The following is a 17,879-nucleotide window of genomic DNA, read 5'->3' as shown; positions in this document are numbered from 1 at the left end:
GGCATAACCAACCACAACAAAACCTTAATATGAATACCAAAGCACAGATACTGAAAGCGGCTGAAGATTTATTCTTCCGTAAAGGATACCATGCCACCACCATCCGCAATATTGCGGCAGAGGCCACAGTTAATAATGCAATGGTCAATTATTATTTTCAGAGCAAAGAAAACCTGTATCTGGCTGTGCTACAACAACTCCAGAAAAGTTTTGACACGGTTCATCCTCCGGTCGACAACGGCCGGGGGCTAACCGAAACACTCGAGTTATTTTTCAAACAAACCATTGAGGTATGTAAAAAGCATGACAAGGTATTTCATCTCTTCATGCAAGAGCAACTGCAGGCCTCTACCCCACAGACAGAAGAAATGGTAAAAAACCTGGAGAAAAATCACTTAGAATGCTTTTGTTCTATCCTGAAAAGCCACCACAACTATAAGGTTTCTGTTCCCGACAGTTACACAACCATGAAATACCATGCCATTTTCGGAATGGTTAAAGAATTTATTCGTATTGAAAACAATAAAATGATGATGAAAACAGTATTATAAACTGAATACCCTCCCATTTTTTTTAAGCCCAAAACTTCCCATACCCGTACCCGCATTTAGCGGATACAATAACAGACCTGCCACAGCCCAAAAAAACAAAATCGGCCTCAGAATATTACCTGAAGCAGTTTTTAATATGATAGCCATCATATTTTTTTTTAAAAAACACTTACCGTTTAATAAATTTATCATAGATTTGCGGTTACCTTCTATTAACTTTGAAAAGCAATTTTAAAGGGCATAGAAAAATCGTGTTTTCACTAATAATTACAAACAAAAAGTAAAAATAATCTGCTGTAGATTGTTTTAATTAACCTCCCTTTAGTAAATCTTATGAAAAGATTTTCACCAATGCTGTTGGTGCTATGCGTTGCATGCACTACTGTTGAAGAACCTTTGACCATCATGGACGACACCAACGTTCAATTGAAGTATGATGGCTCGCATCAATTTGTTGTGAAAAGAGGCAATTCTATTGTCTCAAGCAGTGAAATTACCTGGCAAAGTGCCGACACCAAAGTTGGTAACATCAACAAATCAGGTAAATTCGAAGGCCGTAAAATCGGCATTACAGAAGTTACCGCCGCTACTCAGAATGGGTCTTTCAAGGCTGAAGTTGAAATTGAGCCCTATTACAACACTTATTCAGAACCCGTGCTGGACTTCTACTCTTCAAAGCAATCTATCAAAGCAAAAGAAAAGCGTGAGCTGGTAAGCGACGACGGAATCATGCTGGTTTACCACATCGGTAACACCAAAGCAGAAAGGTTGATTTACTTTTTTGAAAAAGACCAACTAATTGGCTGTGGCGTGTTCTTTACCGACAAATCGTTCAAGAAAGAGGTAAACACTTTTCTGCGCGAACGCTATCCCGAAGCCATTACCCGTGGTGATTTATCAGGCTACTTGGCAGACACCGAGCAATTTGCAGCCCTTATTAATGAACAGGCCGCCGCAGGTTTGGCGGTTACCTACCTTCCTCAAACCGTCAATGGTCGCCGCATAGCCAATAGCGATGCGCAGGCAGGTAAGGTATTAAGTCTTGTACAAAGCTATAACTGGCAAAAATAACATTAATATCACTGGTGGTATTAAAAACTGAAGGCGGGCAACAGGCAGAGTTGGTCGCCTTTCAGTGCTTATTATTTACAAAAAGTACCGTTAAATTATTTTTTTTGCACCACTGCACTAATCTTTTTATATTTACCACAGAAAGCCACACAATATAGCTTCAATCACCTGTCGTTCGTTTATATAATTTGTAGCTGTAGACTTTTAGGTTCAAAGCCCCATACTTTTCCCAGTGTACATCTGATGAAAAAGCTAACCATACTTTTCATATCCTTTGCTGTTGTCTCATGTATTGGCGAAGAAGAACCTGAAACCACGTTGTCTGACACCAAAATTGAACTCAACCATGACGGCAAACATCAGTTTGTGCTAAAGTATGGCACTATGCCCATTGATAACGCAAAGATTATCTGGAAATCGCGCGACGAAAAAGTCGGTACCATTGATGTTAGCGGCACATTTCATGCGCGCAAGCTGGGCAAAAGCGTGGTATCGGCCTACACTAAAGATGCCATTTATCAGGCCGATGTAGAAGTGGTTACCTATGACAGGTCTATTCAGGACCCTGTTCTTGATTTTTATGCCACAAAAGCTGCCATAAAGGCCAAAGAGAAAAGAATATTTCAAAAAGAGAGTACTGAAACGCTTCAATACTCCAATGGCATCAAGGGTCTGCCATGCAGCCTTGTGTATTACTTTGAAAACGGGAAGATGATCAAGTGTATGGTTAGCATCCCTTACAGTATTTTCAGGAATGAAGTAGTCACATTCTTAAAAGAAAGATACCCGGTTATGGTAAAAAATGGTAACACCGAAGTTTACTACCCTGATGAACAGCTGTTTACTGTATCATTAACGCAAACCCAAGACGAAGACTTAACAATAATTTACTCAGCCAAATAAAAAGAGAGCATTAATCTCTATTAAAATTCAAAGCGCCAAATTGTAGAAATATCTCTGAGAGATTAAATAACAACTAAAAATTAAAGTCCTATAAACATCATTTTCTATTGAGGCGAACGGCTAGTTTTGGTTACTTTTTGCGTAAAAAGTAACAACAGGGCATATAAGTACAGTAGGTTTTATTAAAACAAATTCTTAAGAATCCTTAGAAGTAAAGTTTAAATCAGAATTAACTGTAAAACTCAGCAGAACTCGCTGTAAAATATCACCAACTGACAACAAGATTTTCTTAATCCAAACCATAATAATTTAAACCACGTATTACAAAAAAATCATTTGTCACATTTATGAAAAAACTCACTATCCTTTTCATAGGTTTATGCCTTGCTGCCTGCTCTAAAGAAGACCCCATGACTATCAACCAGCCGAATGGTCAGTTAAAATATGACGGCACCCACCAATTTACAGTAAAAAAAGGCGGCAATAGCGTTTCAGGCATTACCTGGAAAAGCAGCGACACCAAAGTTGGCACTGTCGATAACAACGGTAATTTTAAAGCCCGCAAAATTGGCAAAACAGATGTTACAGCATCAACCAGCGATGGTTCTGTAAGCGCATCTATAGAAATTTTTCCATACACTACATTCTTTGCCGAACCGGTAGTTGATTTCGGCTTGTCTAAAGCAAGTGTAAAATCAAAAGAAAAACGAAAACTGGAAGAAGAAGCCGCCGAAGGACTTCTTTACACCGGTGAAAACAGCAAAATAGAAAATGTTGCTTATACATTTTCCAACAATAAGTTGGAGTATGCTGCAGTACTTTTTCAGTCTACCTCAGCAGTAGTAAAAGAAGCCACAACCTACATGAAAGAACGCTACCCAGTTAGCGGAGTTGATGGTTCTGAAATCTACTTTTTCTCTGACAATAACAAATACCTTGCTGTTATGGTTGTAGACGAAGATTTAGGACTGGTGGCACTTTATATGGAGAATACAACTGGCGCCAGAAAAGAATTAACACCAAAACAGGCTGAAAGTTTCAAAAAAGCATTGGCCGCCTTCAAAGCACGCCGATAAAAACCCGGATTAAGAAAATATTGTTTGCAGAACCGAAGTCATGTGATACCTTCACATGGCTTTTGTTTTTTTAGCGGCTTTAATTAAAGGCTTCAAACTGCCGCAGCAAAGGTATAAGCTGCTTGCCTTTGTCGGTCAGGCAATATTCAATATGCAGGGGTTTCAGTTGAATGGTGTTTTTCAGAATATAACCGTTTTGGGTTAAATCTTTCAGTGCAACAGACAGCGTTTGTTTATTAGAGCCATGAATACGGCGCAGAAACTCGCTAAAGCGCGATTTCCCCGTTACATGCAAAATAAACAGCACCTGCAACGTCCATTTGCTGGTCAGCAATTTTAATACATCCTGTGTAGGGCACACAGGCACGCCTCCTTCCAGAGGGCAAACCAGATTAGTCTTAATTTCGGCAGTAGTAGTGGTCATGTTTTTCTGACTAATTGACTCTCAATTTCATTTATTGCAATTTTGCAACATAAATTTTAAACCATTAGGTTCATGTCTGAAACAATAAATTTATTTACTCCTTTAAAGGGTAAACTAAACCTGAAAAATAGAATTGTAATGGCGCCTATGACACGCTGCCGCGCCATAGGCAACCTGGCCAATCCGCTAATAGCCACATATTACGCCCAGAGAAGCACAGCCGGGCTGATTATTACTGAGGGGGTAGCCCCCAGCCCTAACGGATTAGGCTATGCCCGCATACCGGGGATATTCAGCCCCGAACAAACCGAAAGCTGGAAAACCGTAACACAGGCCGTTCATGCAGCCGGAGGCCAGCTATTTATGCAGCTGATGCACACAGGTCGTGTGGGCCATTCGGCCAATTTACCTGCCGGTGCGCAGTTACTTGCGCCGTCGGCCATTAATGCCGACAGCCCCATGTGGACCGACACCCAGGGTATGCAAACGACCGAAACACCCAAAGCCATGACGGCTGACGAAATCAAAGCTACCATCGAAGAGTTTGCACAGGCCGCCGCCAATGCCATTGAAGCAGGTTTCGACGGCGTAGAACTGCACGGCGCCAATGGGTATCTGCTTGAGCAGTTTCTCAATGCAGGCACCAACCAACGTACCGACGAATACGGCGGCAGCATAGAAAACAGAGCCAGATTTGTGATTGAAACCGCCCGGGCAGTAGTAGAGCGAATAGGAGCCGACAAAACCGCCATCCGGTTGTCGCCCTATAACACGTTTAACAATATGCCTGCTTATGATGATACCGCCGCGTTATATGATTACCTGGCTACTGAGCTGAACAAACTTGAGCTGGCGTATCTGCACCTGATAGACTACGCATCACGCGCCACCGAAGAGGGCCGTGCATTGCTGCAAAGCATCAGAACCAGTTTTAAACCGGCCTTGATACTTAATGCAGGTTATACCAAAGAACGAGGGAATCTGGCACTGGCCAATAATGAGGCTGACCTGATATCGTTCGGTACTCCGTTTATCGCCAACCCTGATTTACTACATCGCCTGGCTAACGATATTGAGCTGGCACAACCAGATACCAATACTTTTTATACAGCAGATGCCGCAGGCTTTACAGACTACCCCGCTGCCGTATAAAACCAACAGGTGAAAAACGCCAAAACGCCGTTGAATGCTCATTCAGCGGCGTTTTGGCGTTTTATAGCAAGTGTCCTTTACTATAAATTGATTTGGACACTCCAAAACCTTACGGGTTAGTAGAGGCCGAATCTACCGGCATAGACACCGTACAACTCTGTCCACCAAAGTTAACCAAAAATGAAGCCGTACCTGCCATAGCTGGTGTACCGGTAACATTAAATGTTAAATGGCCGCCATTTACTGCCAGTGTGCCGGGCGCAAGCGTAGCCGACAACCCCGTAACACCAGTAGAGGCTATACCTGAGCTGGTGGTATAAGTTACTCCATTACCTTCTGCATAAGGCACTTTAAATGTACTGGTGTAGCTTGTACCTGCCTTGGCTCTGCTGGCAAATTCAGCATCCTGGCATTTCAGCCCTGATATCGACCCGATAATTATCTGGTTATCGTCGTCTTTGTCACAGGCTTGTAAAGTAAAAAGCGCAATCAGCGTCAGTCCTAAAATCTTGACAATTTTCATAACATTCTGTTTTTTTGATTTGTAAACCGAAAGCTAAAAACGCTGTACCATAGCCCACGGAGGCACTGTTTCTGCAACATCAGGCAAAAAAACCTCTTTTATGGCGCATTTCAGGGATATTATTCAGCAACAGCCCTCAGGCATACCTCATTGCTGAAAGGCGGCCTATGGTAATAAAAAAAGCCCCTGCACGCAGAGGCTCGCAAAGATATTTTTTCAGGGCAAGCTATTGCCCTACAGGTTGCGGTTCAACCGGCGCCCCTGCCACCGCCATAGACACCGTGCAGGTTTGTCCGCCAAAATTAATCACAAAAGATGCTATGCCGCCCGTATTGGGGGTTCCGGCAACTGAGTAGGTAAGCATACCCGAACCTTGGGCCAGCGTACCCGGCACCAATATGGCCGACAACCCCATTACACCCGTTGACGACACCCCGTTGTTTGAACCGTATGTGCTGCCGTCGCCGCCATTATAAGGCACCGTAAACACACCATTATAAGTAGTACCTGCCGTTGCCGAACCCGTAAATACTGCCCCGGGGCAGGTCAGTTCTGCAATGCTTACGGGTTCGTCAGTAAGCTCCTCTTCTTTTTCACAAGCCTGCAAGGCAAAAAAAGCCAGCACACCCAAACCCAGTATCTTAATAGTTTTCATAGTATTTAATTTTAAATTGTGTGAATACCCCATACAATCAAAAATCTATGCCAATTGGTTCGCCATTAAACAGGCGCCGCCAATCAGGCATTCAAAAAGGCTCATTAATCTTTGTTCCTGGCTGTTGCAAACCACATCTTGCCGGCCATAAAAACAGAAAATAAATAAGAAACCATATATTTGTGCAGGGTAATTGATTTTCTGGCTTCACCTATCCTCAAAAGATACCTTACCTGCACCAAAATTTCTTACAAAAACACTAAAAACATGACCGGAGATAAGTTTAACATTGCGGTTCTGATTGATGGCGACAACGCTCAGGCAAAATTAATCAAAGAAATTCTGGCTGAGGTATCCAAATACGGAAAGGCCACCATCAGACGTATCTACGGCGACTGGACCAACACCGGCATGAAAAGCTGGAAAGAGGTTCTGAACCAGTATTCCATCAACCCTATTCAGAAGTTTGCCTATACAACCGGAAAAAACTCAACCGACAGCTCGCTGATTATAGATGCCATGGATATTCTGCACGGCAAAAGCATCAATGGTTTTTGCATTGTTTCCAGCGACAGCGACTACACCGGGCTTGCCAAAAGAATACGTGAAGAAGGCCTCTTTGTAATGGGTATAGGCAGAACCAATACGCCAACCGCTTTTGTTAATTCGTGCGATATATTTACTTTTTCAGAAAACCTGATAGCCGAATCGGAAATGGCCGAGGCCATACAGGTAAGCAAGAAAAAAGACCGCCAAAGCAAGGTGGTACAAAAAGAAGCCCCGGCCGTTACCCACCTCAAAAAATTTCAGGAACTCGACGAGGCCATTATCGACAAAGCCTTTGAGATTTCAACCACCGACGACGAAACCTACGTATCAAACATCGGGCTTTCGTTAAGAAAAATCGACCCAAGTTTTGACTCCCGTACGTATGGCTACAAAACGTTATCGAAACTACTGGAGAACCTGGATAAATACGAAGTAATCAGAAAAGAAATCAACGGCATCAACCACCCGTTGTTGAGGTTGAAGCAGTGAAGTGATGATAATACTTTCATCATTTAATTTCTATCGGGCAGGTTAAAGCTGTACCGAAAGAAGCCGTATTCCGATTTGATGAATTTCATTCAAATATCGCTATGCTCTTACTTATCTGCACTTGGCGCTTTTCCCCTCCCCCACAAAAACAAGCCCAGCGCCAGGCAGCCATCTATGCAGTAGGCAATGGTCAGCGGGGTGGTTGAATTTACCAGCAGGCTGTCGATAACAGACCCCAGAAACGCCCCGATAACCAGATAAGACGTGCCGTAAATAGAGGCGGCCATGCCTGCTTTGTCGCCCATTGGTTCCAGCGCCAGCGAACTGCTATTGGGCTCAATGGCTACGTTGATACTCTGCAGCAAACCAATAATACCAAACAGCACAAACAGCGGCACTGGTGCCTGCCAACCAAGCGTAAGCGCCAACAGAACCAGGGCCCCGGCCACATATACCAGCAACAACATACGCAGGGTGCGCCTGGCGCCGAATTTTGCAACCAGCTGGGCATTCATAAACGTAAACAGGCTCATACAAAAACCAATACTGCCAAATATATACACAAACCATTGCGGCTGCCCATAAATAGTGCCGATAATGCGTTCAGAACTACCTACATAAGAGCTGAAAGCCGCAAATAATACCGTAGTAATGGCGGTGTAACGCACAAACTGCCGGTTGCTGAAAACAGCGCGGAACGATTTCACCAAAGCCAGCACGTCGGTTGTTTGCCGCCCTTCTGCTGGCGCCGACTCAGGCAAACGCAACGACCACACAAAAAACACCACCGCAAAAGCCGCAGGCGTAAGAAACACCACCTGCCAGTTAGAAACCGACAGAATAGCTGCCCCCAGCAAAGGAGCCAGCACCGGGGCAATCAGAAAAATAGTCAGTATCAGCGACATCGTTCGAGCCATTTCGTTGCCCGAAAACCGGTCGCGCACGCAGGCCAGCACGCTTACAAACATAGCCGACGACCCCACGCCCATCACAAACCGCGCCGCCGACAGCCAGATAATATCAGGAGCCAGCGCGCCACCCACACAAGCGCCGATAAACAACACAAAACCTGTGCGCATAACGGGTATGCGGCCGTATTTATCAGCCATCGGCCCAAAAATCAACTGGCAAACCTGTCCCAAAAAAAAGAACGTAACCAGCCGCGCCGTAGCCGCCGACACACTGCTTAGGCCAAAATGCCTGCGCACATCGGCAAAAGTGGGTAGCATAATATCAATGGCCAAAGCCGTAAGCAACTCAATACAGGCCATGAGGGCAATAAATTCGGCGCGGCTTATGTTTTTCATGTAGGGTTTGGTCTTACTTATGGTTGGCATAGTAAACTGGCCCTCAGTTTACACCTGCAAAGATACCCCGGCTTAAGTTCCGGGCAACGGTACAAAAACGCCAAAATGAGGGGTAAACGAGACAATTATGCTCAAAACCGGCAAACAGTTTAAAGTGTGGGGGCTGGCAGTACTATTTACGCACAAATTCATAAACCAGCAGGTCATCTTCCATGGGCGACACGTACTCATCATACTGATACACAAATCGCTTCATTACTCCATTTGGCTTTTCAAAAACAGCCAGCATGGTCTCTTTTCTTTGTGGTTGAAATGCCTCCAGCCGCGCTTTGGCTGTAGCCATAGATTCTACCGGCAAACCCATCTCAATCCATGCTTTTTCAAAACCGGCCGTTTTGAATTGCTTGAAAGCAGCAGGCGAAAGCGCAGTGTTAAGGCTAACCTCATAGCCCGCTGCTGAGGTGCGCACTACTCTGTTTATTGTTTTGGGTATTTCCATCCTACCCGCCAGCTCGTTTTCCATTACTGTAACGGTATCGCGGGTCAGGTGAGAGTCTTCACTTAATAACATTAAAGACTTAAAAAACTGTTTAACCTCCGGCACATACCCAGACAGAAAATCTGACGAATCGCCCTGCGACTTACGTATAAAATCCTGCATATAAAAGCAGTCATCGCTCCGTTTCTGATGGTTACTCAACCCTTGGGTGGCCAACAGTGCAATCCTGAGGCCGGGCAGGTCTGTCCATCCTTCAAACCCACCATCTTTACTGAAACTAAGCCGCAGGGGCGTATGCAATAAAAATTTCCTTACAAGGTTCAGGCAACTGTCATATTTGTTTTCGTCAGGCAGGGTATTAATAGACAAATACCGCCATTCAGCTTCGTAGCTCCCGGCCTTGCCGGGCTTGCTGCCTGTTATTTTCAGCTCAAAAACAATCAGGCTCTTTTCATCCCGTTCCTGCCATCTGGTAGCCTCACGCTTTTTTAATTCGTACGTCCATACATCCCCAGCCTGCCAGTCAGTTGGTACATCATTCGGCTGCCCAAAAACAACTGCCGAACCTAATAAAAAAATAAAGCACACCAAAATTGTTTTCATTTTAGCCACAACGTTTTGTTTCAGGTCGCAAAATAAAAAAATCCTCAAACATTGGCACGCCTAAACGCGCAAATAAAAAAGAGCCTGGCTAATCTGACCAGGCGTACATTTACCCCGCCCTATCTCGGCGAATACGTTACAATATCAATGCCAATGCCGTTGGGGTCAACAATGGCAAAGTGGCGGTCGCCCCAGGGTTCATCTCTCAGGTCGACACTGATAGCCACCCCCTTTTTCTTCATTTCTTCGTAAACGCGGTCAACCTCGGCCACCTCAAGGGTCAGGTACACGCCCTGCCCGTTAAAAGGCGTCTGAAAAAGCGGCTGCTGACTGGGGTGATGAGGCAGCAGAAAACTGATTTCGGCCTCTTGCCCCGGTGTGTGCATCAGCAGATAAAATTCGTTTTCAAACGTAACCCCAAAGCCCAGATTCCGCGTATAAAAAGCCTTGGTCTCGGCCAGCTTCCGGGTAATAATACCTGCATTCAGTTTCATGTGTTTGTTAGTTTGGTTTTGCGCAACCGCAGGGTTCAGCAATGCCTGCAGCCACACAAAAATAAAGATACGTTTCATGTTTATGCTGATTGATTACCCCACAAAGTTCGGCAGACGGCAAAAGCATTCCTTGTAAAAAACGGACATCATCAGCGGCCGAAAGCCCGGCTGGGTGTAACCCCGTAGAAATTCCTGAATTCTTTTATGAAATGCGCCTGGTCGTAGTACCCCGTATCAAAAAACAGCGGGTTTTTATGCAGGCTTTGAGAAGAAGGCCTGGCCCGCAGAATATGCTGAAAACGCACCACCCGGGCGAAGGTCTTGGGGGTGTCGCCCACATAAAATTCAAAAAGCCGCCGCAATTGCCTGGCGCTTATACCCGTATCCAGGTCTTTTTCAACATTCAGCACACCGCAATTTTGCAGAATTAGCCCAATGGCGCCATACAGCCGGTTATCAAAATCAGGTACAAAATGCGCCAGATGCCGCAGCAGGTAAGCATCAAGCCGGTGGCGAAGGGTTTCCATGCCAGCCATGCCGGGCGGTAAAGCAGCCATCAAACCAGCCATCTGCGGCAGCACATCAGCCAGCGGCAGGTAGCGGTTGCTCAGCCCGGCGGCATCCACCCCAAACAACTGCGGAAACTGCGCAGGCAAAAACCTGATACCCACATAATGAAACACATTACCCAGCGGAAACTCAGTAAACTGCCTGCAAAAACCCATTACGTAGGCATCGGCAGGGTTGTTAATTTCAAAGTAAATATCAATACAGCCATCGGCCACCACCCTATACACAAACGAATCTTGCAGGGGTTGCACCGTTTTCAGTTCCCAGTAGCAATACACAAAAGGCAGCAGCCGCTCATGCGGCGCCCACTCCTGATAAACCACATCATCCGCCGACTGCCGCACAGTAGGCTGCACAGGCATATAGAGGCTACGTATGTCGGGGAGGAATTGAGAATCAATCATAATGAAGTTAATACTTCAAATTAGAGTCAATATAAACTTTAAATTCTTCCTCTAATGAAGCTAAATTAGTCTTTATTTCAATGATTGATTTTCTAACAAATTCATTTTCTGGCTCCACAAATTGCCAAAAGTGTAAATATCCAATTATTCTATCAATATAAATTGGGTCGTAGTTTCCAATTGCTTGCTGATGCGCAAACAATCCTCGCTTAAGAATAAAATATACTGCATGGCGAATCTCACGTTTCTTAATTTTGGGAATTGTCATCTTATCTGATGAAATGGAAATTCCTGTAACAATTTTCTGTCTTCCTTCCTTGATTAGGCGTGTTTTATCCTTATTTACATTAAACCCTTCTTCTAGTAGTATTCTTTGTATTGTCGAATAAAAAAAAGGAGGGAAGGTATCTCCAGAAAAAGTTAAGTCATCCGCATATCTTGTGTAGATGATATTAAATTTATTAGCTAATCCCTGTATTCTATTATCCAATTTGTAGGCAATAATATTACTGAGAGTTGGGCTTGTTGGAGCTCCCTGAGGAAGACATTGATTTAGACAGCAAATAGAGGCCAAAGAGTATGAAACTTTATTGTTATATCCCAATCTTTTGAAAATTGATATTATCCTTTTTTTTGAAATTGAAGGAAAAAAGTCCTGAATGTCCATTTTCAGCAATTCCTTACTTCCTAAATGTTCAGAGGCATTATCTTTTATGGATAATTCTTTAACAAATCCTTTTGCAACTTTATGAATTTGATGCTTTAAAAGAACATTTTCGTAAATCCACCTTTGAACTTTCATCAGCGATGGAAAAGGCATTGAAATCACCCTATACCCTCCATTCTTTTTAGGAATTGAAAATGAATAATAGAAAGATTGCGAGCTGTTGATAATTTTCAATATTCCATCAAAAGAAATCCCTACTAAATCAGCTAAATGTTTATTATTGATAATTAGAATAGAACCTTTTTGTTCCATTATGGAAATATCCTTTAATAAACTCTCATAATGATTTTTCTGTTTTGAATATTTCCTTATAATCTTTAGCTTTTGTTCAATATTTTCTTCTGAATCATAAGACATGATAAGAGAATGGGAAAATTACTTTTTGTATTTTGAATGTGATACAACTCAATTTATTCGTTGTCTAAATTTAGCATAAATTTAGACAAGCAGTTTGAAAAACTGCTTCCCTGTAACTAAAGTTACAGGGAACGGCTAACGTAGGCATTTAATCAAGAGGCGATTACACCTCCAAGTGATGCTAATTTCCCCATCTCTTTTCAAAAAAATTTTAAATTATCTTTCAAACTTTACTAGAGTTTTTATCTAAAAATTCAGGAGGTATTTCTTTCCAATAACATGCATCCTGGTCTAGGAATAATTTTGCTCGATTAACAAAAATCCATTTTCTCCCCTTTTCGGTTATTTCAATTTTATAGTCAATCACGTTAATTAAATCTAAAATCTTATACTTTTTAACACTTTTGACAATTTGTGCTATTGACAATTGGTATTTTGAATGAAAATAGTATAAATCAACACTACTTTTTTGGAAAACTTCCTTTAGAATTATTCTATCTTCAGTTTTAGTATCCACTACAATCGAGAAAATAAGGTTTTTCTTCTAAATCCATTTTTTAATTCTGGCCACCAGAATATTGGAAAAACATTATTGGGTACATTAAATTGGCCCCAACAAAAATATGCTTCTGACCTTTCATAACCAAATCTATGTTTACTTAATTTTCTTCCTTGAGATTTAGATTTTAATTTTCTTTCTAAATCTTCCATTGCTGCAATAACAGTGTCAATATTGTCTCCATTCCATAGTTCACTTATTCCTTTCTTGAAATTATAATATGAGTAATTATCAATACCTGCTTGTGATAATTTCTCATTTGAAAACTCCATTTTCCCAATAGTTGCAACTCTTACTTTTACATTTTGACATCCAGATAATCTTACTTTCTCTAATACTGTTTTATATTTATATTCAATTGTTTTCCCAGTTCCAATAAAATCATCAATTAGAATTATATTAACATCGTCAGTTATATTATCCTCAACAGCATTTAGATTATTGAAGAAGTTTCCAGCTACCCAAGGATATTTAAATTTATTCTTTAGAAATTGTAATAACGCCTGCGAACCATCTGGTGTGTTGTCTTCACAAACAGCAAACAATTTAGTATTTGTAGCTTCTAAACTCCATGTAGAAATAATTTGTTCAACAATTCCATCCGCAACTGTACCAAGTAATTCATCATTTATAACGACAAATTTTTTTATTAAGAACTCTATTAAATCTTTTTGTATATCATTGTCCGTCAAGTTCCATAATTCAACAAATGCACTATCCTTGTCATCTTTTAACCAGTCAACGTCAAAATAAATATCATAAAGATATTTAAACATATCAATAGATAAATTATCCTTTGATTTATTTAAATTTTTATCTCCATTCATTTCAAAAAAAAATTAAGAGTAAATTTTAAGAAGTCTCAAAATCAAATTTACAAATTTTAATTTTCACAATCACAATCACCCACCCCCACCTACAAAAAAGCCCCTAAACAAAGGGGGTTTTTGCTTTAATTACAATTTATTTTAACTTTTTATACAAATAAAAGCACATAAGGGTGAAGTACAATACGTTTTAATAAAAAAAACAGGTTTTTAACCCATAATTAATAAAATAATTTAATAATATCTCAAAATAGCAAAAAAGAAGGTTTATTCTCAACTTTCAGCATAGCTAAACCGCTAAACCTCCAATCAGGAATAAACCCCTTTCAAACACCCAAAAAAAAACCAAAGCCAACCAAAAATTGAACAATACCCCAGCCAGCTCATTCAGCGGAACGCCGCCCGCTCATTCGTTCACTCCACCACACTCACACTCAAAGCAGTTTATCGCCCCGACAGAGTCTACCGTGCGCCTAAGCCCTAAGCCGGGCAAAGGGACTCTGTCGCTGAGGGTTTTAAAAATACCGACCCGCCCTGAAATCTTTCCGCTTATTATTTTATCCCCATAAAACTAAATATCAATTTCTATACAATAATGCTCTTTGATTAAACCTTACTATTAAAACATACCCTTACTATAAAAACCTATTTCCACGCATCCGAAATGCCCCCACAATTCGCTGTCTTTTGCTTTCTCTTGTCATTAAATACACTGATTAGTCAGGCACAACACACTTCATTTCTTGCCAAAAATGAAATAAACACCCTTAAAGAATCCCTTATTCCCCTTAATGACAAAATTCTGACTGCTGATGACTCATTAAATGAACTACAGCCTATTTATGAACTCGCCCGAAATAAGTCAATTGTAGCCATTGGAGAAGCCACACATGGAACCGACGAAATCCGTCTTTTTCAACTAATGCTGGCCAAAGGTCTTGTATCAAAAACCAATTTTAAGGCCATTGCCTTAGGTGAAACCCCATTGTTAGATTCTTATTCATTCTTTGATTTTGTGGTAAACGGCAGCGGAGACATCAATAAAATTGCCAATTTATTTCATTTTGATGTTCGGTCATTGCTGTTATGGTTGCGTACATTTAACGAAAATAAAGCTTTCAGAGATAAGGTATGGATGTTAGGTTCAGGGGTAGATACTCCGCAAAAAACCTATGATTTTATTGAAACCCATTGTAGATATTATCAGCTCTATTCAGCTTTGCCTTATCTGAATAATCTAAAAAGCTTATTAAAAGAAAACACTCTTACAAAGCCTCATGTAACCGATTCTCTTAATAAAAATATCCAGACTTTAAGTACAATTTTAAACGCATCGAAAGGACAAACAGACTCGCTCAATTTTAAAATTGACTGCATGCTTCGGTCTCTCCGGATATCAGGTAAGACTTTTACAAATCTTAATAACTCACTGGAGTTTTTCAGGCAGAGAGATGCCATAATATCCGAAAATCTGGAATGGATGTATAGTACTAAAGGCAAAACAGCTATCATACTGGCGCATAATTTTCACGTCAACAAAAAAACAATCGAGCAAGAATCATATTCATACTCATCCAGATCATTTGGCGAATACCTGTCAGAAAAATATGATCGGGGTTATGTAAGTATCGGAACCGAAATTGCAAAAGGCCAGTTTTTGTCAGGGACTTTCAATAGAGAGAAAATCATTGAAAATAAACATAAACTTGGCTCAATTATAGGAGATTTAACACCTCATAAATTTCTATTTTTTTTAATGAATGATTCACTGAAAACCATCCTTAATAAACCTGAAATAAAAATTTCAAAAGGAACCGCAAAAACATTTCTGGCTGACGGAAAAGGCATGATTGGCGATGCATTTGATGGCCTAATATATATCAGGACATCTACGCCTTATACTTTTTATAACAAAGAAGAGTTTTGCACGCTTTTTGTGAATCTTGGTGAAGAGATAAAAAATAAAATTCTTAAAGACAGAAAATTGACACTTTCCGCACAATTTGAAACGTCAGCGACTACACAAAAAAATCAGCTAAGCTATTCCATTTACTTAAACGACGCCGACAAAAAAGTCATTAAACATTATACCTCACCTCTACCAGCCAATCAATCGGCCATTGAAATATATATTCCTGAAAGTACGAAATATATATCCATTAGTCTGATTCTAAAGAGTCTCAGCCATTTTAATTTAAAGGCATTGAAAGCCAACGAATCAACTATTAATCTAAAGAATATAGAATTATTCGACTGGAACAATATGGGTTATCAACTCAAACGCACTAAAAATGCCATTCAGGTCATCAGATAATACTGTCTTTGCAAAAAAAGCCCCGACATTCTCCTGTGCACCTAAGCCCTAAGCAAGGCAAGGGGATGCTGTCGCCAGCGGCCTTAAAACTCTCAACAACAACAAAAGCCAGCGCTGCGCGCTGGCTTCCAATATATAAAATGTCTCGACAAAGGCTGTCGTACGCACCAGCCACTAATTCCCCAGTAAGCCAGTCGCTAATTCACCAATCACTCATTCAGCGGAACACCGCCCGCTCATTCACTCATTCACTAATTCAGCGGAACGCCGCCCGCTAATTCACTAAATCACTAATTCGCTCATTCACTAATTCGCTCATTCACTAATTCGCTCATTAGCTCACTCCACCACCCTCACACTCAAAGCAGTTTTCTGGTTGGGTTTGGCTACTTCGTGGGCTATCAATAGCTTGCCGTTGGCTAGTAATGTGGTGGCGTTCTGGCCGTAGTCAGAGCCTTTCAGTACTTGGTCGTCCTGTGCTTTGCCGCCTGCCACTTTGCTATATAAAATCCGGCTGGCACCGCCTTCGGTGGTTTGTTCCCACACAAAAAAGGCCTGCTTGTCGTCGGCAGTTACGGTACCGTTTTTGGCGTTGGCGTTCAGTACCTTCAATAAATGGCCATCGGTGGTGGCCAGCCGCACGCCAGCCTGCACGGCGGCTCCTGAAAACCACGTTACCAGCGCGCCATTTTGGGTAGCTACAGAAGTAGCCCCTGAATGCGGGCAACCTTTAATTTCCCATTTGTCGTCATGCAGAATCTCCGGTTTTGTCCAGGTCGACCCATTGTTGGCCGAGGTCATGCGCGCAATATCGCGGATATCATCATTGTTATCTCTGTAAAAAACATTCAGCACACCCTTGTTATCAACCAACAGGCTGATGTTGCAACAGTCGCACACCACAGGGTCAATCACTTTTTCAGGCTGAAACACCCCGTTTTTGGTAATTACCATGCGCAGGTCGCGTTCTTCATGTTTGGTGCTGCCTTTTACGTCTTTCAGGTAAGCCACGGCTATTTCATCATTAGCCAGCACAACGGCATCAAAAAAGCCACGCGTCAGACGCGACGTGTCCGAATCAACCGATGCCGGGGCTGTCCAGCTTTGGCCATTGTCTTTAGAAACCGTGTATCTGATCTGCAAATCGCGTTTGGGTTTGGGCGCCGGGGCAGCAGGTTTGTCATGATTGGCATGGCCGCCTTCTTCAACTGCCGGAGCCGCCACCTCGTTTCTGAACGAGAAAACCGCCGCCATGCTGCCATCTTTTTTAAACAGCAATTTTGGGCGCATCAGGCGGCTGCTGCCCATGAGTGGGCTGGCAAAAATCAGTTTTTTGTCGCCAAAGCTTTTGCCGCCATCATTAGATACCGCAAAGAACAGGCTCAGTACATTGGCTGCATCTTTTTCGGTCCAGTACAAAACGGGTTCACCCTTATTATTTTTAGTAAAAGTAGGCAAAGTGTAGGCGCTGGCCGCGTTGCCGAACGGATTGCTCTGCGCAACGGCTACCCCAAATAGCCCGGCCACGAGCAGGGCCGTCATCAAAAAAATATTCTTTTTCATTGTTTCTATAATGGTTGAGTTTCCTGTAAAGGAATAATTTAGAAATATTCTAAATACCAAAACTAATAGAGTAACCATAGCAAAACAAGAAAAATCGGTTTAAAATCATCTTCATGGCGCAGGGGCATCAACAGCCGATATTCAAAAGTGCTGGCGATGCAGACGTTGGCCCCTTATGCCTGGCTATTTATCTGAGCATCAGCCTGATGCCATATAATAAAAACCAAAGTAATCATTTGCACCTGGTCTGTTTTCAATCGTA

Annotated in this window: 18 protein-coding genes; 7 read left to right on the top strand and 11 right to left on the bottom strand. The window is 42.0% G+C overall.

What is annotated here, in order from left to right; all coding sequences use genetic code 11:
* The first annotated feature begins 29 nt into the window (after positions 1-29).
* The 4 genes from C0V77_RS23485 to C0V77_RS11315 all read left to right on the top strand — a co-directional run bounded on the left by C0V77_RS23485 (position 30) and on the right by C0V77_RS11315 (position 3,601).
* Positions 30-551: a TetR/AcrR family transcriptional regulator gene (locus C0V77_RS23485; RefSeq protein ID WP_101726472.1), complete on the top strand. Its 522-nt coding sequence runs from the start codon at positions 30-32 to the stop codon at positions 549-551.
* A 333-nt stretch (positions 552-884) separates the two neighbouring features.
* Positions 885-1,622, top strand: a complete 738-nt coding sequence (locus C0V77_RS11325; protein ID WP_101726470.1) for an Ig-like domain-containing protein — start codon at positions 885-887, stop codon at positions 1,620-1,622.
* 243 nt (positions 1,623-1,865) lie between these two features.
* Positions 1,866-2,525, top strand: coding sequence for a hypothetical protein (locus C0V77_RS11320; protein ID WP_101726469.1), 660 nt, complete (start codon positions 1,866-1,868; stop codon positions 2,523-2,525).
* A 347-nt stretch (positions 2,526-2,872) separates the two neighbouring features.
* Positions 2,873-3,601, top strand: coding sequence for an Ig-like domain-containing protein (locus C0V77_RS11315; RefSeq protein ID WP_101726468.1), 729 nt, complete (start codon positions 2,873-2,875; stop codon positions 3,599-3,601).
* Between the two features lie 79 nt (positions 3,602-3,680).
* On the opposite strand, the gene C0V77_RS11310 is transcribed toward C0V77_RS11315, so the two are convergent.
* Complete coding sequence (locus tag C0V77_RS11310; protein ID WP_101726467.1) at positions 3,681-4,025, bottom strand: helix-turn-helix domain-containing protein; 345 nt, start codon at positions 4,023-4,025, stop codon at positions 3,681-3,683.
* Between the two features lie 72 nt (positions 4,026-4,097).
* On the opposite strand from C0V77_RS11310, the gene C0V77_RS11305 reads away from it, so the two are divergent.
* On the top strand, positions 4,098-5,177 hold the full coding sequence (locus tag C0V77_RS11305; RefSeq protein WP_101726466.1) for an alkene reductase: 1,080 nt from the start codon (positions 4,098-4,100) through the stop codon (positions 5,175-5,177).
* A gap of 109 nt (positions 5,178-5,286) precedes the next feature.
* On the opposite strand, the gene C0V77_RS11300 is transcribed toward C0V77_RS11305, so the two are convergent.
* The gene (locus C0V77_RS11300; protein ID WP_101726465.1) at positions 5,287-5,700 is read right to left on the bottom strand and encodes a hypothetical protein; all 414 of its coding nucleotides are present in this window, start codon (positions 5,698-5,700) and stop codon (positions 5,287-5,289) included.
* Between the two features lie 226 nt (positions 5,701-5,926).
* Entirely contained in the window at positions 5,927-6,355 is a 429-nt protein-coding gene (locus C0V77_RS11295) for a hypothetical protein (RefSeq protein WP_101726464.1), read from the bottom strand.
* 267 nt (positions 6,356-6,622) lie between these two features.
* On the opposite strand from C0V77_RS11295, the gene C0V77_RS11290 reads away from it, so the two are divergent.
* On the top strand, positions 6,623-7,393 hold the full coding sequence (locus C0V77_RS11290) for an NYN domain-containing protein (protein WP_101726463.1): 771 nt from the start codon (positions 6,623-6,625) through the stop codon (positions 7,391-7,393).
* 107 nt (positions 7,394-7,500) lie between these two features.
* Here C0V77_RS11290 and C0V77_RS11285 read toward each other — a convergent pair whose 3' ends face one another.
* From C0V77_RS11285 to C0V77_RS11255, 7 genes are all read right to left on the bottom strand, one after another.
* Positions 7,501-8,700 carry a multidrug effflux MFS transporter gene (locus C0V77_RS11285; RefSeq protein ID WP_101726618.1) on the bottom strand — a complete coding sequence of 400 codons (1,200 nt, stop codon included), beginning with the start codon at positions 8,698-8,700 and terminating at the stop codon, positions 7,501-7,503.
* Between the two features lie 172 nt (positions 8,701-8,872).
* Positions 8,873-9,802: a hypothetical protein gene (locus tag C0V77_RS11280; protein ID WP_101726462.1), complete on the bottom strand. Its 930-nt coding sequence runs from the start codon at positions 9,800-9,802 to the stop codon at positions 8,873-8,875.
* Positions 9,803-9,921: 119 nt separating this feature from the next.
* A complete protein-coding gene (locus tag C0V77_RS11275) occupies positions 9,922-10,374 on the bottom strand; it encodes a VOC family protein (RefSeq protein ID WP_229236267.1) in 453 nt (150 codons plus the stop codon).
* A 71-nt stretch (positions 10,375-10,445) separates the two neighbouring features.
* Complete coding sequence (locus tag C0V77_RS11270; RefSeq protein WP_101726461.1) at positions 10,446-11,270, bottom strand: helix-turn-helix domain-containing protein; 825 nt, start codon at positions 11,268-11,270, stop codon at positions 10,446-10,448.
* A 7-nt stretch (positions 11,271-11,277) separates the two neighbouring features.
* Entirely contained in the window at positions 11,278-12,354 is a 1,077-nt protein-coding gene (locus C0V77_RS11265) for a retron St85 family RNA-directed DNA polymerase (protein WP_101726460.1), read from the bottom strand.
* Positions 12,355-12,577: 223 nt separating this feature from the next.
* Positions 12,578-12,871 carry a hypothetical protein gene (locus tag C0V77_RS11260; RefSeq protein WP_101726459.1) on the bottom strand — a complete coding sequence of 98 codons (294 nt, stop codon included), beginning with the start codon at positions 12,869-12,871 and terminating at the stop codon, positions 12,578-12,580.
* Positions 12,871-13,740, bottom strand: coding sequence for a phosphoribosyltransferase (locus C0V77_RS11255; protein WP_101726458.1), 870 nt, complete (start codon positions 13,738-13,740; stop codon positions 12,871-12,873). The genes C0V77_RS11260 and C0V77_RS11255 overlap by 1 nt, the downstream gene beginning before the upstream one ends.
* Before the next feature lie 664 nt (positions 13,741-14,404).
* Here C0V77_RS11255 and C0V77_RS11250 point away from each other — a divergent pair.
* On the top strand, positions 14,405-16,054 hold the full coding sequence (locus C0V77_RS11250; protein WP_101726457.1) for an erythromycin esterase family protein: 1,650 nt from the start codon (positions 14,405-14,407) through the stop codon (positions 16,052-16,054).
* Positions 16,055-16,393: 339 nt separating this feature from the next.
* Here C0V77_RS11250 and C0V77_RS11245 read toward each other — a convergent pair whose 3' ends face one another.
* Complete coding sequence (locus C0V77_RS11245) at positions 16,394-17,617, bottom strand: sialidase family protein (protein ID WP_229236266.1); 1,224 nt, start codon at positions 17,615-17,617, stop codon at positions 16,394-16,396.
* Between the last annotated feature and the right edge of the window lie 262 nt (positions 17,618-17,879).

Origin of the sequence: Emticicia sp. TH156 (assembly GCF_002855535.1) — a bacterium.
Taxonomy (GTDB): Bacteria; Bacteroidota; Bacteroidia; order Cytophagales; family Spirosomataceae; genus Emticicia; species Emticicia fluvialis.
This window is presented reverse-complemented; position numbering and strand designations above follow the sequence as displayed.

Bases quoted from the DNA above. Each gene is read 5' to 3' on its own strand.
- C0V77_RS23485 (WP_101726472.1), top strand. From the start codon at position 30: ATGAATACCAAAGCACAGATACTGAAAGCGGCTGAAGATTTATTCTTC.
- C0V77_RS11325 (WP_101726470.1), top strand. From the start codon at position 885: ATGAAAAGATTTTCACCAATGCTGTTGGTGCTATGCGTTGCATGCACT.
- C0V77_RS11320 (WP_101726469.1), top strand. From the start codon at position 1,866: ATGAAAAAGCTAACCATACTTTTCATATCCTTTGCTGTTGTCTCATGT.
- C0V77_RS11315 (WP_101726468.1), top strand. From the start codon at position 2,873: ATGAAAAAACTCACTATCCTTTTCATAGGTTTATGCCTTGCTGCCTGC.
- C0V77_RS11310 (WP_101726467.1), bottom strand. From the start codon at position 4,025: ATGACCACTACTACTGCCGAAATTAAGACTAATCTGGTTTGCCCTCTG.
- C0V77_RS11305 (WP_101726466.1), top strand. From the start codon at position 4,098: ATGTCTGAAACAATAAATTTATTTACTCCTTTAAAGGGTAAACTAAAC.
- C0V77_RS11300 (WP_101726465.1), bottom strand. From the start codon at position 5,700: ATGAAAATTGTCAAGATTTTAGGACTGACGCTGATTGCGCTTTTTACT.
- C0V77_RS11295 (WP_101726464.1), bottom strand. From the start codon at position 6,355: ATGAAAACTATTAAGATACTGGGTTTGGGTGTGCTGGCTTTTTTTGCC.
- C0V77_RS11290 (WP_101726463.1), top strand. From the start codon at position 6,623: ATGACCGGAGATAAGTTTAACATTGCGGTTCTGATTGATGGCGACAAC.
- C0V77_RS11285 (WP_101726618.1), bottom strand. From the start codon at position 8,700: ATGAAAAACATAAGCCGCGCCGAATTTATTGCCCTCATGGCCTGTATT.
- C0V77_RS11280 (WP_101726462.1), bottom strand. From the start codon at position 9,802: ATGAAAACAATTTTGGTGTGCTTTATTTTTTTATTAGGTTCGGCAGTT.
- C0V77_RS11275 (WP_229236267.1), bottom strand. From the start codon at position 10,374: ATGAAACGTATCTTTATTTTTGTGTGGCTGCAGGCATTGCTGAACCCT.
- C0V77_RS11270 (WP_101726461.1), bottom strand. From the start codon at position 11,270: ATGATTGATTCTCAATTCCTCCCCGACATACGTAGCCTCTATATGCCT.
- C0V77_RS11265 (WP_101726460.1), bottom strand. From the start codon at position 12,354: ATGTCTTATGATTCAGAAGAAAATATTGAACAAAAGCTAAAGATTATA.
- C0V77_RS11255 (WP_101726458.1), bottom strand. From the start codon at position 13,740: ATGAATGGAGATAAAAATTTAAATAAATCAAAGGATAATTTATCTATT.
- C0V77_RS11250 (WP_101726457.1), top strand. From the start codon at position 14,405: ATGCCCCCACAATTCGCTGTCTTTTGCTTTCTCTTGTCATTAAATACA.
- C0V77_RS11245 (WP_229236266.1), bottom strand. From the start codon at position 17,617: ATGAAAAAGAATATTTTTTTGATGACGGCCCTGCTCGTGGCCGGGCTA.